Genomic DNA, 14,562 nt, shown 5'->3' with positions numbered 1-14,562 from the left:
TTGGTATCCTACCTCGAACGTTCAGAGGTTGTGTGCCCGCAGGCATATGTTGTTGGATCGTTCCACTAGGGAACGAATGCTATTGGCTTTTTCTATAGTCTATGCACTGAATGGGTTGTTACGGACTGTGGATAGGGTCTTCAATTTTTTTGAACAATTCAGCATATTGTTGCGCGACGGATCCCCAGCCAAAGTGATCTTCGAGTCGTTTGCGTGCGTTTCTCCCAAGCGTTGTGCAGTAATCATCGTCAACGATCAGACGTTGCAGCGCGTCTTTAATACTGTCCGAATCTCGAGGCTTGATGAACAATGCGGCCTTTCCAACAACTTCTGCGCAACCCGTTCCCTCTGTCGTGACAATGGCCATCCCGGCGGCCATCGCCTCCAAGAGCACGATAGGAAAGTTTTCAGCTACTGAGGGGAACACAAAAATGCGCGAGGTTTCGTAGAGGTCACGAATTTCTCTTGACTGATTGTCAAGAAATCCCCAAAATTTGACATCCAGATTCTTTTCATCAACCTGTCCTCTGAGCGTTTTCAGGTAGGGGCCGTCTCCGACGATATGAACTTCATAGTGGGAATGAAGATCTTCAAGAGCTTGTAACAGGTATTGAACGCCTTTTCGTTCAAACATTCTCGTCACGATGAGTAAGCGGTTGAGTTTCGGTTGATTTGGGTTGAACTTGTCGATATTGATACCATTTGGAATGATCCATGTTCGAATGCTTGGGTCGATTGTGCGAATAAGAGATTCAATTGATCGGCTCGGGCAGATAATGGTCTTGCTTCCATGCACGACTCGTTTCCACAAGAAAGCAAAGATCTTATGTTGGATTTGGAAACGGTCAGGATTGTATCCTGGAACGTCTGAACCATGTGCCGTAATGACATAGGGTAAGCCCGTCAATTTTTGTATAATATTGGCAAGAATTCCATCAGGAAATATGAAATGGGTATGATTAAGATCGTATTGATGTTTCTTGATGAGACGCGTCACGACTGGAATGGCTGATAAAATGTAGGGGAGCATTTCAGGGGTATAGCACATTGATTGTTGTGTGCGAATGCATGGAACCCGATGGACCGTGATGCCGTCAATGACTTCTTGTTTGGGAAGGTCTTGATACCCCATGGTGACGACATCAACAATATGGCCGTCTTTGACGAGCGATTTGGCCAGCCCATAGACGACTTTCGCTCCACCCCCTCCCAGTGGAGGAAACTCATAACTTAATGTAAGAATTCTCATGATAGACGACTGTGTGCTTAATAGATGGGATGAGGTGAAAATTACCTAGATGTTCTACGTATATCAGGCCAATCGTATGGGCTGCATCTCTCTGATGAATGAATCCCTACTACTATACGATGCACATCTTAAATTGTGAATAGCAAGATCAAAAGCCAAGGCCTGTGAGCATGGTGAAACTTTGACTGCATGTGGTCAACAATGTGGAGTTTCACATCCTGCCTAGAATATACGATAATTTTCAGGAGGAATGAAATGAAAAACACATATGTTCGTGTCATTTTTATTCAGTTGTTGATAAGTGTCATGTGTTATGTGTCGTTCATTGGGAATGTTCTTGCCAAGAATAATAGTGAAGTGCCTGTTCCGATTCAGGAGAACTTGGGGGGACATTCGTACGCAGTTTCGACATCTATTCCGATGGCGCAACGGTATTTTGATCAAGGTCTGATCTTAGCCTACGGGTTTAATCATGCCGAGGCGGCACGGTCCTTTGTTGAGGCTTCCCGGATAGACCCTGCTTGTGCGATGTGTTTCTGGGGAGAGGCCTTGGTGTTGGGACCGAATATTAATGCGCCAATGGATGCATCTGCCGTGCCGCAAGCCTATGCTGCGGCTCAACAGGCTCTGGCGTTGTCTGAGAAGGCGACCGGAAAAGAGCAAGCGCTCATTCAGGCTGTCGCAAGGCGGTATGCCAAAGATGTTGGTGAAGATCGAAGTCACTTAGATGCGGCCTACGCTGATGCGATGCGTACTGTTGCGAAACAGTTTCCTGATGATGCCGTAATTGGTGCATTGCTTGCCGAGGCCTTGATGGATGTGCACCCATGGGACTTATGGACAACGCAGGGAGAAGCGAAACCCTGGACCTTAGAAATTATTAGAACGTTGGAAGTTGCCTTGCAGCACGCTCCGAATAATCCGTTGGCTAACCATTTGTATATTCATACCATGGAGGCTTCTCCTTATCCGGAAAAGGCATTGCCGAGTGCGAAACGTTTAGCTACGCTTGTGCCGGGCTCAGGACATTTAGTGCACATGCCTGGACATATTTACATTCGAATCGGACGCTATCGTGATGTTGTACACGCCAATCAACATGCCGTCGCCGTCGACCAAGAGTATCTCAAACATTCGCATGCTGAAGGTATCTATACGGCGGCGTATGTGCCGCATAATCATCATTTTCTCTGGGCTGCCGCCACGAAGACCGGTCAGCAATCGTTAGCAATGCAGGCGGCCAACGATACGGCGGCGAAGGTGAATCCTGAAGCTATGCGAGATCCTACATTTGCCGGAACCCTTCAGCATTTTTGGTTAATGCCGCTCTATACGCAAGCGTTGTTTGGACAATGGGCAGAGATACTTCAGGCTTCTGCTCCGCCGGAGGATTTGGTGTATCCAACAGCCATTTGGCATTACGCACGTGGGCTGGCATTTGTCCGTCAAGGGAAAGCTGATCAGGCTCAACAGGAACTGAGCGCATTGCGACAGCGTGCTCAGGATCCAGCCGTTGCGTCGTTGACCATATTCGATATCAATCCTATCTCGACAATATTGTCCATAGCAGAGAATGTGTTGCTGGGTGAGATTGAAGCGGCAGGTGGTCGGTCTGACGTTGCCGTGACTCACTTAGAGAAGGCGGTGAACCTGGAAGACACCTTAAACTACACAGAGCCGAAAGATTGGTATCTTCCGCCCAGACAAGTATTGGGGGCAGTGTTGTTACAAGCGGGAAAGGCGGCAGAGGCTGAACAGGTCTATCGAACCGATTTGACGTATCACCCGCAGAGCGGGTGGTCGTTGTTTGGTCTTGTTCAAAGTTTGCATGCACAAGGTCATGTTGATCAAGCGAATGTGGTGCAGCAAGAATTTGACAAAGCCTGGGTCGATGCAGAGGTCATGTTAACGAGTTCCAGGTTTTAAGAGACATCTTAGTATTTTGATATGACAGACCGAAAAGGAGGTGGAGCCCCGACACATCTAAACATCCGAGCTTTTCTTTCATGCGAACCTCATTTGTCTTTCAAGGACTGCTGGTAAGTCTTGTCCTCATTCTCCTCTATTCCGTGTTTGTTCCATCCCTTTCTGCTGACTCATGGTCGTCCGTTCGCCCAGACTATCAACTGGGTCTCGAGAAAAACCATTCACAATATGAAGATCCTCCAGACAGGCCTCTCCAGCTTGTATTTCAGAGCGATGGATTGAGCGTAATGGCATTTCGAGGGAATGGCTTGATTGAACAATGGGATTTAGCCAATCGCTCACTTGCTCAAACCTTTCAGACGAACAGTATTTTTTCTTATGCCGCTCCTGTCAATAGTCTAATCACCAAAAATGTGATGGATAATGTGGAGATCCTTTCTTTGGATTCATCGAAGGGCATGACTCTGGCGCGAGATTTTTATATCCATAGTGCCATTGATGACAGTGGGAGGTTGCTGTTGTTGTCCACTGGTGGACAATCCTTAGAGATGTGGAACGTTGACACCAAGAAGTTATTTAAAACGTGGGATGCTCATCGACCGATTCGAAACGGCGTGGCCATTTCCACAAGCGGGAAGTATGTGGCTGCGGCTGAGGGGTCGTACGATTCTGTTGCGAACACGCATCGTACAACGATTGAGCTTTGGGAAACGAAGCATACAGCGCCACGACTCTTATTCAATGGGGTTGATGATCGCGAAGTGCATGGAGTCTGGACTATGGTGTTTTCTCCTGATGCCTCCATGATTGCGGTTGATAGTCACGTCGATCGTCAGGGGGGATTGACGGTTTGGGGGACAGGTTTGGGAAATCGTATCTTTCAGGTGAGGGAGTTGGATTCGAGTTGGGTGCGCGCGTTAGCGTTTTCTCCAGAAGGCGAATACCTGGCTTCCGGTGATGAGCATGGTCATCTCATGTTATGGAGTATTGAGCAGCAACGAGTCGTGTGGCAAGGATGGGTAGGGGAGCACGCGATTCATTCAATCACGTTTTCGCCCGATGGTCAATTTTTAGCTGCGGGAATTCAGGATTCAACGATTCAGGTTTGGGAAATTGCATTGCTGTTTGAGGAGTTGGCCGGAGGGGTATTACATGATGGTTGAGAAAGAACGATGGTCAAACCTCTCAGAGCGGCGTGAGGAGTTCCTCTCGTATGGAAGTTGGAGTGAGAATTCGATGCCAATCTGTGAAGTCATTCCGCATGGGATTCCAATTCTTTCAGGAGCGCAATGCCTAGCGATTGCATCTTCGAGGCCTCATCTTGGGAGGCAAGGCTAAGAGACGATGCATCTTGACGTGGTGTTCGATCGTACTGTTGCACTAATGTTTCAACGGTCTCTATGAAATCAGTCAGTTCAGGTTTTCGAAGTTCGCGTGGACTGTCGTATGGTAGTTGTTGATCTTCGCGTATGTGTTGGTGAGATCTCATTGGCCGCATGACGATCTCTGTGTCATCGACTGGAATGGATGTTGACGCATGCATTCGTGGCAGTACGATAATTTCTTTCAATTGGGCATGGTGAGCAGAGTTGGGTTGAGAATAGAGAAGCGCGTAATCATGACCGAGCAGTAGTCGCTCAATTCCCTGTTGGAGTGGAAGGTCGGTGAATGTGGTTGAGAAGCGATGATCTTTTTTCACTCCCTGTAAAGTCATCGTGATAGATAATTGATTGGCGAGTTGTTGCAACACGTGATGAAAAGAAAGCCTGTCGATGTGTGCCGATAGTGTGTGGTGAGTTCGAGAGAAACGTATCGTTGGGGTCTCGATAACATTCTCTTCCGCTATGGCGTATGTCCACGGGGCCATGCTGCATCCTATGACAACGAAAAATATTACCATGAATATTCGAATTGTGAATCGCATGGACATTTACCAGACTCCCATTCCAATGTTCACGTTCATGCTCCGTTCGATGAACCACACGAATGCAATGACGGCGATCATCAGAGAACCAACCTGAACACCAATACGTTGATACGACCAGGAACGACGAATCAAGAAGGCTAGAGGGATAAATAGCCCGACGATCACGACCTGTCCGATTTCCACTCCGATATTAAATCCCGCAAGAGCCAGGGCTAAGGATTGTCCAGGTACGCCTAAATCGATAAGGACCGACGCAAATCCTAACCCGTGAATTAACCCAAAGATGAAAATCATGATCCATAGATGGGTACGAAACACAGGGTAGAAGTTATGAAGTGCTGCCAGAAGGACGGAAGCCGCGATGGTTGATTCAATCCAACGTGAGGGGAGGCTCACGAATCCTAATACGGCCAGACTCAGCGTCATGGAGTGAGCCACGGTAAAGGCCGTAACGATTTTGAGTGCCTCCCTGAGTGCGGGACGAAAGGTTTGTTGCGGATGCCAATGTCCTTCTCTCCACCATAAGACGGCAGGCAAGAGCAGGCTGATCAAAAAAAGAATGTGATCATAGCCAATCCAAATGTGCCAGACACCTTCTCGTCCAAATTGGAACAACTCATGCCAAGGTGAGTGTTGCTTTGGATTGAGGCGTATCGTTGGGTGCTCAGGACTGAATATTCCGGTTTGCACATGTCCGTCGGCAGCAACGTGTAGGAGACCACGATGAAGTGGATCGAGGTCAAAGAGTAAGCCGTACTCTATTTGCAATGTACCCATGGTTTCTGGGCAGACAACCCCAAACCGTATGACCGCATAGGCCCCGTCAGTGTGCTGATCGACAAGGTCCTTTGTAGGATTATGCCAGCATGTGGATTGTTCTCTCGTGATGTGCAGGCGGGACAGTGCATAGTTTCTCATCGCCTGATGGTTGGCCCGAACTTCTCCCCAGGTGATCTGTCCGTCACCATTTCCGTCTAATCCCATGGCATAATCAATGTCGCGTAACGCAATGTCCCATTCTCCTTGAATGGCGTTGCCCTCAATCGTGAACCGTAGATAACTATCGCTCGCCTTATGAGCAAACGTGGGTTCTGCAAGTAGGACAAAAAGCAAACACGAGAAAAGTACAATCCCCCAGCGATTCATCTCAATTGTCCTAGAAGCTTCTGAAGTTGAATATCTTCTACGTTGCGTGATTCAAGCCAATCGACAACGGGTTGAGCGGCTGATGGATCTCCATTCTGTAGTGCGGCTTCCAATACTATGCGTGCATCCGAAGGTTCTCGTTGGATGCGCCAGTTTTCCAGGGCCAATTTCAATGCTTGCTCTGGTTTGTGTAATAGCTGCAACAAGAATCGAGCTTCTTCTTTAAGATGTCGTGTGTTGCTTCTCAATTGATTCTCTGTAAAACGTGCTGTGAGTGTTTCAATATGTTGTTGAAGCGATGGAGCCTCGATGTCTTGTTCTGCAAGGGTGACGCGTAATAATAACCCGTCAGAGCGGACCTTTTGCTTGAGTAAGTGATAGACCATTCTCGGATGCCCCTGATCTAGTAGGAAATCACTATAAGCTCCCAATAGGTAGGTGTCGTCTCGATTGAGCATGAGCGCTTGTTGAAAATAATACTCGGCCTCTTTGGTCTTGCCCAGACGTGTCGCCATTTCTGCAAGAACCGTCAGAGCCCAAAGTTTTTCATTCGGTGTAGGCGAGGTCTTGTTCTTGATGCTTCTTTGCAGGGTTTGATAACTCTCCAATGCATGACCGTTTAAGCTCATGACATGAGCTAGGCATGTTGTTGAAATCAACCTGTGTGTGATTTGTTGCAAAAGCAGGCAACTTCGTCGAGCCTCATGATAGTTTCCTCGTACCGTTTGGATGACGGCCTGCATGAGCCATGCTTGAGCATGGCGAGGCTGTTGCTGAAGCGCACGGTCAAGATCCTGGAGTGCACGATCAAAGTCGTGTCGGCGTTGCCGAAGGGTTGCTCGTACAATAAGGATTTCTGTCGGCGCGTGGCTCACGTTCCACCAGGGGTTCAGTACTGCTTGAGCATAGCCGTCGTAACGAGGATCAGCATTTGTCCGTCCCAATTGAAGGTAAGCTCGTGCAAGATGAACCGCGAGCCTTAGATCATTGGGAGTGTTCGATAGTTGTGTTTGAAGTTCTCGAAGTTTCTTAATTTGAGGGTTTTGTGATGTCGGAAGTTGTTCTAATACGACGGAATCTTTCTGAGGAACGTAAGGCTCTGCATGAAGGCGAGAGTCATTGCCTAGCTGTACGGCCATGACCAAGCTGAGTAGGAACGTTTTCAAGACCACTGTGGTGATCGACATGAGTTTATACCCCTACCCCACTCAACCCTCTCCCTACTCGAGAAGGTTAGGCGGGGTTGAAAATTGTCAGATCGCCAGGTTTAACGACACGGATTGACTCCAACTTCATCACAATCAATGTGCTGACGATTCCGTCCATCATGTGGTGTTGGGAGAAATGGGAACACCTTGTATATGCCGTTTGCTGTTAAGTTGGATCCTGGAGCGTCTTCAAGGAAGTTGACTCCATCACCAACACGGTTGTCGATGAACGCTTGCCCGCCGACAACTCGGGTCGCGATGTCAGTGACATCATCATTGGGGCGGCGTCCATTGGGAAATCCAGCGGGATCACCAGCCAATCCACCTAGTCGCTTTTGGTTTTCTGGGGACGTAGGCGGAACGCTGAGGTCGACCCGAAGCAATTCTGAGCAAGGGGAGCCGCAGTTGGTCCCGTTTAATGGCTGCCCTGGGTATTTCAAAAACACTTGCATCAGATCAGTTCGAGGGGTCGCAGGTACCGGGAGTTTGAAGATCAAGTTCAATGCCGTCGCAATTGAAGGCGTTTTAAAGAATTCTTGGAATTGTGCCTCGTCCTCTGGGTCGGCTGCATTCCATTTATCTTTGCTTGGAGTGTCAATGATCAGTTCATTCACGAGTGGGTTAGCCATTCGAGAAACTTGGACAAATTTTCCGACATTGATTGACTTTCCATTATTCCGCAATATTTTTATTTGTTTCTTACTGGTCGAGGCATACATGCCAATGAGAGATTTGTTGGGCTTCCCTTTCGATGTAGACCCTTTAAGTATCCGTTCAATGGGTATTTCAATAGCAATGCTGTTGATATTAAACCCACTGAAGCGATTGATCCCGAATGGGTTGGCCGCATCATTCGCGTCTTCATCTGCGGTAAGCGCAGGAACCGGACGGCGTACATTCACCGTGTCGAAGATTGCTCCCAAGTCAATGTAAAACGTCTCAGCGCGTTGACCAGCAAAGACACGAATACCGCTTGAACTATCTTTATAGAGACCTTGCGCGGCCAAGTCTTCATAGTTTGGCATTGTAGCTGACCCGACATTCGATGGGACTGCCACGAGCCTTTGACCTTTAAAGAGACGCGTTCGTTTTTTTCCTTGAATCTCGGTGACGGTGTAGGTTTGCCGTCGAGTCAATCCTTCCGATCCTGGTCCATCTAGCGCAGTAATTCCTTGAAGTTCGGCGAGAGCGATGTTTGGATTTCCAACAAAGGGTAGAGGAAAGTTTAATGATCCAAGTGCCGGTCGAGCTTCAGACTTAAATTTGATCTGATAGACGATGTCTTCGGCTTTACCATCTTGATTATTGTCAATGTGGATTTCGTACAGGACCTTGTCATCAAAGGCAAAGTAATTTGGTCCATCCGCTGGATCTTGGCCCGGTATGGTATTGAGGATGAAGACAACTTTATCTGGGTCTTCCCAGCTTCGAAAGGCATAGACATCGGTGTTGTCAGCTGCTGGGTCAAGTGCGATAAGCGGAGCTTCACGGTGACTGGCACCAAAGGCCGGAGTCGCGATACATGTTATAAGCATGAGAGCGAATAGTTGTTGTCCATTTGGAATTCTCATGTCAGGACCTCCAAGATCGTCAGGGGTTTGTGTTTGTTGCCATTACTCGTGCCCACGGCGTGATGAACATGCTGAGGCCAATATCCGACTCCGCTGTGTGTATGTGTGTCGGTGCATGCATGCAAGGCCTAGCAGTCCAATGCCCAAGAGGGTCAGCGTCGATGGTTCGGGGATCGGTGCGATTGCCGTTGTTGCTCCTGCAGCTTTCGTGGTGAGCGTTAGAACATCTGATGCACGTGGCGTTATGGAAATTGAAAATGGCAGAACGTGATTGTCAGTGAAGAGACCGCCACCCAGATCCGAGTCTGCACTGACCGTGAGATCAAATATGTTTCCGTGTTGACCACTTTCCAGAAAAATATCACTGGCGGCAGTTGAAAATTCCCTCTTTGCATTGGTGAGGTTGGCCTCTGCCAAGTATGACCAGTCAACCTCGAAATCGATGGTGTATGACTCAGTTGATGACAGGTTATTGATGGAAAGGATTCCCTGTGTGAATGCAAATGATGCGGCTGTCCCATTGCGTGCTTCTCCCGTTGCAACAGACTGTTGAGAAAGCCCCTCACTCAAGCCAAGCTCATTCGAGCGAGTCCCAATAACCATGACTGCAGCCAATGTATCGGCGAATCCAGTGCCGGAGACATTCGACTCTTCCGCGATGGCCGATGTATCCCCTGTGATGAGTAAGTCATGTGGTTTCGCGCTGAATGATTCTGTTTGACTTGAAAAATTGGTGATGCGAACGTCCACAAGCGCAATAGCGTTATAGATGGTGTCAGCATGCAACAGGGGTGGGCCACTTATGATGAAGAGGAGGGAGAGTGTTATGGCTGGTCGTAAAGAGAGGTCTATTCGACGAAGCTGTTGCATCATTCATCTCCTTGAAAATTGTGAGGATTTGGTTCATATTGGTGTGCACTCAAAGATTGTGATAAAGACTGCAACTGCTGAAATGTCTCTATCAGCTTTCAAGGGCGACCCCCAGCCATCTTGGCCCATTGATGTACATCGACCTTTCTGATGCACCTGTTCATGTTCTGGCTTCGTCTGTTTTAGATGTTTTTATAGGCATTACGAAAGGGACAATCGTTTTGGATCTCTTTTCCAGAATTTATGACACTGTTGTACGTTGTCGTGTGAGGCCTGCGTTGGGGCCGGGGGCTCGTCTTGGTGATTCTCGGTGAGTATGCTAGGTTGTGGCGTTACAGCAGGGAGACGAAATTCGTGGTTTGACCACGTCATGAATCCATATGAAGGATATCTCTCGTATTACGTCGTAAAGGAAGAACACGAGTGCCCGATGTAGATGTCCAGGTTAAATCAGAGTCGAGTACTCACGATCAGCAATTAGTGAGTTTGATCGTGAAGGTGGCTCAGGGAAATGAGCAAGCGCTCGGAGATTTGTATGACCAGACCTCGTCTCATGTATATGGATTGGCTTTTCGTGTCCTGAATGATCCCATGCTTGCCGAAGAAGTGACCATGGATGTGTATATGCAAGTCTGGCGTCAAGCTTCCCAGTTTGATCAGGAGCGAGGAAAGCCGATTGTCTGGTTGACGGTGTTAGTGAGAAGTCGCGCGATCGATCGACTTCGCTCAGGTCAGAAGGAGCGAGACAGTCGCCAATCACTAGATACGATAGAAGACGCCCCGGCGACAAAGGCAAATCCCGAAGAATCCAGCGCGTATAGTGAGCAGTGTCGCGTTCTTCAGAAAGCCCTAGCCTCATTAACGATCGATCAGCGAAGTGTGATTGAGTTAGCGTATTTTGGAGGGCTCACGCAACGTGAAATCGCTGAGCGTATTGGGGAGCCGCTTGGAACCGTGAAAACGCGAGTACGATTAGGTATGATGAAGTTACGAACGATCCTTGGTCCATTGGAAGAAGGTCTTGTCTCGTGAGCCCTCAAGAACCCAGCGATAACATTCTCGAGCAGGCCGCGCTCTATGCATTAGGTGCGCTTGAGGGGGCAGAGCTGGAGTCCTTTGAAAGGACTGTGGCTGAAGGCTGTGCGACCTGTCAGGTTGTAAAAGATTTTCAGAATATTGCCGGGCTGCTTGGTTCTTCCGTGGCTCCCATGAGCCCGCCCGCTTCACTTCGCACAACGTTACTCAAACGAGTTGCGGCGGAGCGTACAGCTGAAGGCCAAGGATCAAGAGACAACCCCGACGTTCCTTCAGAAGATAGTGACGGGTTTACGGTTATCCGAGCAACGGACGACCTCTGGCGAGATGTCGAACCTGGTATTCGTATCAAACCGCTATCTTTTGATAAAACGAATGGACGAATGACCGCTCTCGCACGTATGGCGCCTCATAGTCGCTATGCGGCTCATCGGCATACGTCTTCCGAAGAGTTCTATATCCTTGAGGGGGCGTTGTCTTGTGGTGGACATACCCTATATCCCGGCGATTATCATCGTGCGGAAGCCGGAACCGTGCATCATGAGACGTCAACTGAGGTTGGATGTCTCATGCTCATGATCTTCTCGCCGAATAATGAGCTGCTTGAATCGATTGCCTAGCTACGTATCATTGGGTCGAATGATGCCCCTCCTTCCCTTTTAACGTTATAGCGAAACCAAATAACTTTCAGCCGAATGTACATCATGTACACAGCACGTTTCAACGTTTACATAGAGGAAAGTTATGCCCGCCTGGATGCCCTGCATACAATTGACGGTTCAATAACGAAGGGGCAATCAGGATGCAGTAGGTCGACATTTAAGTGATTCGGCATAACTGGAACGGCTATAAGGACTTCAAGGTATCGAAGTTCAGGGAATCGGCTATAGCTCAGCGCAGTACAACGTGAACCTGAGGGAGGTTATGCCCGCCTGGATGACCTACAGACGATTGACGGTTCACGAACGAAGGGGCAATCAGCATTCAATTGGTCGACGTGTAACTGATTCGGCATAACTGAAACGGCTATAATGCGAAGCCTCAGATCTGGTTGGTTTTTCACGCTTTGTCAGGACTGATGGACGTGTCGGATGGAAGGGGCGGTGAAGGTCAATACCTCGTAGCTATTGGGGTTCGTTTGAGGCTGCGGCAAAGTGTTGGGTGGCAAAGGCTAATCGATCTTCAAGCTTGACGAGATTTTTGGCTTCTTGTTCGACCATGTGCAGTCTTGGTAGTAATCCTGCCCGATTGGCAATTTGAATGTTCAGCCCAGGCCGCGCATTCAGTTCTAAGATTAGTGGGCCTTCGGTTTTATCCAAGACGAGGTCGACTCCTTGATATCCGAGTCCTGTCAGTTCATAGCATTGAGCCGCTTGATACAATAATGTTTCCCAGTGTGGGATTTGGACACCAGTAATTGATTTTTCGGTGTCTGGATGTTCGGTGACAATCTCATTTTTCCAGACTCCGCTTAATGTGCGGCCCGTCGCCAGATCGATGCCTGCGCCAATCGCGCCCTGATGGAGATTGGCCTTTCCATCGGACATGCGTGTCGGGAGACGCACCATGGCCATAACGGGAACGCCGAGAAAGACGATAATCCGAATATCTGGAATACCTTGGAAGCTAATGGTCTCAAACACAGGATCAAATTTTACACGATATTCAATCAAGGCTTTATCTGGGTGTCCCCCAAGGCTGTAGAGTCCACTTAAAATATTCGAGACATGATGATCGATCCCTTCCTGGGTCATAAAGTGACCACTGGCTTTGCGATAGCGATGGGTGCGCCGACCGGTAATCACGACAATGCCGTCCCCGCCACTTCCTTGTGCCGGTTTAATCACAAAGTCATCGTAGGGTGTGAGCAAGGCGGAGAGTCCGCGAACTTGCCGCTCAATTTCAATAACGCCATACAATTTGGGAACAGCGAGCCCTGCGTCTTCAGCTAATCGTTTGGTCGTCAACTTATCATCGACAAGGGGAAAGAGGTGACGTGGGTTATGCCAGAGGGTATAGCCCGCGTTCCGATGATTTAATCCTAATACGCCTTGCTTTGCTAATGTTTTGCTGAGAGAAAACATCTGTTCCTGTGTGTTGCCGACGTTAGTGGGTTAAGGCTTTAAAGCGACGAAGTTCAAGCAATCGGAACCCAGAGTATCGTCCCATGAGTAACGTGCCTGCCAGGAAGAGTAACAGCAATTCCGGAAAGACAAAGAGAAGATGTTCCATATATGGGATTGTCATGGCTAAATAGGTCAGGGAGGCTACGGCTAAACTCCCTAGTCCTTGCTGAATGGATTCACTGGCTCCTCGTTCTTCCCAGACAATACACATGCGTTCAATCGTCATCGTTAAAATAACCATAGGAAATAATGCGACAGAAAGCCCACGATCGAGGCCAAGTTTATGGCTGAGGACACTCAATGTGGCCATCAGTAAAATCACGATAATGAGAAGGGAGGCCAGCCGAGGAACGAGCAGGAGTTTGAGATGTTCGAGGTAAAAACGTACCCCCAATCCTAAGGCCACGACGAATGAAAACAGGATGATTCCCCAGAGTAATTGCGTTTCTCGAAATGCTAACGCCATGAGAATAGGCATGAAGGTTCCAAAGGTCTTGATGCCAATGACGTTTCGTAACACGAGTAACAACAGGGCCCCCATGGGTACCATGAGCAAAATCCGATAGACCCCCTGTGCCTCGAGCGGAAGGCTAAAGAGAGAAAACTCTAACAGCTCTGGGGTTGCGAGCTGAGTGTGATACATGGCTGCCTGTATCGCTTCTTCCTGATTGGGAGCCACAGTCATCGTCATGGCGAGTCTATCTCCACCTTCAATTTCCATTAACGGTTGAAGTCCACGCCACCAAGTGAAGTAGTTACTTGGAATATCAGGGCTGCCGGTTTCCGGGTTATGTGACTTCCATTCGTTCTTTTCAAAAATCTGCAACCAATGGACAATGGTGGCTTGGCGTTGAAATTCGGCGAGTCGAACCCCATGGACGATTCGATTGGGTATTTGAGCAAGGTCCAGAATGTCAGTGGCCAGCTCCAGTTTGTTCTCTGGCGAATAATCTTTTGCAAGTAACAATTGAAGGTTTGGGTCGACATTCGGATGTTTCATTCGGGAAAAGAGTTCGGCAACCATGGTGGTGGCATCGGCTGACTTTTCTTTAATGTCGGTTAACAGTGCTTGAGCCGCAGCTAGTTGTGAGCCGAGGAGGGGGGAGATGGTGATGTCGGGAAGTCGAGATTCCGTGTTTGGGTCATCCACTTCTACCCGTCGAACCGTCGCACGATAGTAGAGGTGTTGTTTGCCATTCGCTTTCCGGATCGACCACGTTGCCCGTCGGTTCTCATCGTCTTTGACCGTTGTTAACCCATATCCCTGAGAAATAAAGTTTTCATCGACGATGGCATATCGACGAGTGTTTCTCGGTAAGGCGAGCGAGGCTTTCACTGGCTTGTTTTTTGCGAAAAAGGTGAGGTGAACTTCGACGTTCCACAGTTCGGCTTGTGTTTGTGGAACTAAAGGAAACTGGAGGACGGAGGCCTTATAGACAAATAGGCTAAGACTAAAGACCGATAAACAGAACGCGAGTAGATACAGATGATGTTTGCTCAAGAA

General features: G+C 48.5%; 12 protein-coding genes. 4 read left to right on the top strand and 8 right to left on the bottom strand.

Features of this window, described 5'->3' with window-relative positions; all coding sequences use genetic code 11:
* Positions 1 to 118: 118 nt before the first annotated feature.
* A complete protein-coding gene (locus tag ACWHX8_RS12920; RefSeq protein WP_447968539.1) occupies positions 119 to 1,249 on the bottom strand; it encodes a glycosyltransferase family 4 protein in 1,131 nt (376 codons plus the stop codon).
* Between the two features lie 255 nt (positions 1,250 to 1,504).
* On the opposite strand from ACWHX8_RS12920, the gene ACWHX8_RS12915 reads away from it, so the two are divergent.
* Together ACWHX8_RS12915 and ACWHX8_RS12910 are read left to right on the top strand one after the other, a co-directional pair.
* Positions 1,505 to 3,175, top strand: coding sequence for a tetratricopeptide repeat protein (locus tag ACWHX8_RS12915; RefSeq protein ID WP_447968538.1), 1,671 nt, complete (start codon positions 1,505 to 1,507; stop codon positions 3,173 to 3,175).
* A gap of 80 nt (positions 3,176 to 3,255) precedes the next feature.
* Positions 3,256 to 4,338: a WD40 repeat domain-containing protein gene (locus ACWHX8_RS12910; RefSeq protein ID WP_447968537.1), complete on the top strand. Its 1,083-nt coding sequence runs from the start codon at positions 3,256 to 3,258 to the stop codon at positions 4,336 to 4,338.
* An 89-nt stretch (positions 4,339 to 4,427) separates the two neighbouring features.
* On the opposite strand, the gene ACWHX8_RS12905 is transcribed toward ACWHX8_RS12910, so the two are convergent.
* The 5 genes from ACWHX8_RS12905 to ACWHX8_RS12885 form a co-directional block, all read right to left on the bottom strand.
* On the bottom strand, positions 4,428 to 5,042 hold the full coding sequence (locus tag ACWHX8_RS12905) for a hypothetical protein (protein WP_447968536.1): 615 nt from the start codon (positions 5,040 to 5,042) through the stop codon (positions 4,428 to 4,430).
* Between the two features lie 63 nt (positions 5,043 to 5,105).
* Positions 5,106 to 6,248 (bottom strand): HupE/UreJ family protein, encoded by a 1,143-nt coding sequence (locus ACWHX8_RS12900; RefSeq protein ID WP_447968535.1) that lies wholly within the window; start codon positions 6,246 to 6,248, stop codon positions 5,106 to 5,108.
* Positions 6,245 to 7,435, bottom strand: a complete 1,191-nt coding sequence (locus tag ACWHX8_RS12895) for a tetratricopeptide repeat protein (protein ID WP_447968534.1) — start codon at positions 7,433 to 7,435, stop codon at positions 6,245 to 6,247. The genes ACWHX8_RS12900 and ACWHX8_RS12895 overlap by 4 nt, the downstream gene beginning before the upstream one ends.
* A gap of 80 nt (positions 7,436 to 7,515) precedes the next feature.
* Positions 7,516 to 9,027, bottom strand: coding sequence for a DUF4331 domain-containing protein (locus ACWHX8_RS12890; RefSeq protein WP_447968533.1), 1,512 nt, complete (start codon positions 9,025 to 9,027; stop codon positions 7,516 to 7,518).
* Positions 9,028 to 9,069: 42 nt separating this feature from the next.
* Positions 9,070 to 9,900: a PEP-CTERM sorting domain-containing protein gene (locus ACWHX8_RS12885; RefSeq protein ID WP_447968532.1), complete on the bottom strand. Its 831-nt coding sequence runs from the start codon at positions 9,898 to 9,900 to the stop codon at positions 9,070 to 9,072.
* A gap of 420 nt (positions 9,901 to 10,320) precedes the next feature.
* On the opposite strand from ACWHX8_RS12885, the gene ACWHX8_RS12880 reads away from it, so the two are divergent.
* Positions 10,321 to 10,929, top strand: a complete 609-nt coding sequence (locus ACWHX8_RS12880; RefSeq protein ID WP_447968531.1) for a sigma-70 family RNA polymerase sigma factor — start codon at positions 10,321 to 10,323, stop codon at positions 10,927 to 10,929.
* The gene (locus ACWHX8_RS12875; RefSeq protein WP_447968530.1) at positions 10,926 to 11,552 is read left to right on the top strand and encodes a cupin domain-containing protein; all 627 of its coding nucleotides are present in this window, start codon (positions 10,926 to 10,928) and stop codon (positions 11,550 to 11,552) included. The genes ACWHX8_RS12880 and ACWHX8_RS12875 overlap by 4 nt, the downstream gene beginning before the upstream one ends.
* A gap of 504 nt (positions 11,553 to 12,056) precedes the next feature.
* Here the strand turns inward: ACWHX8_RS12875 and ACWHX8_RS12870 are convergent.
* Together ACWHX8_RS12870 and ACWHX8_RS12865 are read right to left on the bottom strand one after the other, a co-directional pair.
* Positions 12,057 to 13,016: an alpha-L-glutamate ligase-like protein gene (locus ACWHX8_RS12870; protein ID WP_447968529.1), complete on the bottom strand. Its 960-nt coding sequence runs from the start codon at positions 13,014 to 13,016 to the stop codon at positions 12,057 to 12,059.
* A gap of 22 nt (positions 13,017 to 13,038) precedes the next feature.
* Positions 13,039 to 14,559: an inactive transglutaminase family protein gene (locus ACWHX8_RS12865; RefSeq protein WP_447968528.1), complete on the bottom strand. Its 1,521-nt coding sequence runs from the start codon at positions 14,557 to 14,559 to the stop codon at positions 13,039 to 13,041.
* Positions 14,560 to 14,562 lie beyond the last annotated feature (3 nt).

This window comes from Nitrospira sp. M1 (genome assembly GCF_965152605.1).
The sequence above is the reverse complement of the archived record's forward strand: the minus strand, read 5'-3'. Positions and strand labels throughout refer to the sequence as shown.

What these genes read in the sequence shown, in the direction of transcription:
- ACWHX8_RS12910 (WP_447968537.1), top strand. Translation starts at nt 3,256, where the DNA reads ATGCGAACCTCATTTGTCTTTCAAGGACTGCTGGTAAGTCTTGTCCTC.
- ACWHX8_RS12890 (WP_447968533.1), bottom strand. Translation starts at nt 9,027, where the DNA reads ATGAGAATTCCAAATGGACAACAACTATTCGCTCTCATGCTTATAACA.
- ACWHX8_RS12905 (WP_447968536.1), bottom strand. Translation starts at nt 5,042, where the DNA reads ATGGCCCCGTGGACATACGCCATAGCGGAAGAGAATGTTATCGAGACC.
- ACWHX8_RS12920 (WP_447968539.1), bottom strand. Translation starts at nt 1,249, where the DNA reads ATGAGAATTCTTACATTAAGTTATGAGTTTCCTCCACTGGGAGGGGGT.
- ACWHX8_RS12870 (WP_447968529.1), bottom strand. Translation starts at nt 13,016, where the DNA reads ATGTTTTCTCTCAGCAAAACATTAGCAAAGCAAGGCGTATTAGGATTA.
- ACWHX8_RS12900 (WP_447968535.1), bottom strand. Translation starts at nt 6,248, where the DNA reads ATGAATCGCTGGGGGATTGTACTTTTCTCGTGTTTGCTTTTTGTCCTA.
- ACWHX8_RS12915 (WP_447968538.1), top strand. Translation starts at nt 1,505, where the DNA reads ATGAAAAACACATATGTTCGTGTCATTTTTATTCAGTTGTTGATAAGT.
- ACWHX8_RS12895 (WP_447968534.1), bottom strand. Translation starts at nt 7,435, where the DNA reads ATGTCGATCACCACAGTGGTCTTGAAAACGTTCCTACTCAGCTTGGTC.
- ACWHX8_RS12885 (WP_447968532.1), bottom strand. Translation starts at nt 9,900, where the DNA reads ATGATGCAACAGCTTCGTCGAATAGACCTCTCTTTACGACCAGCCATA.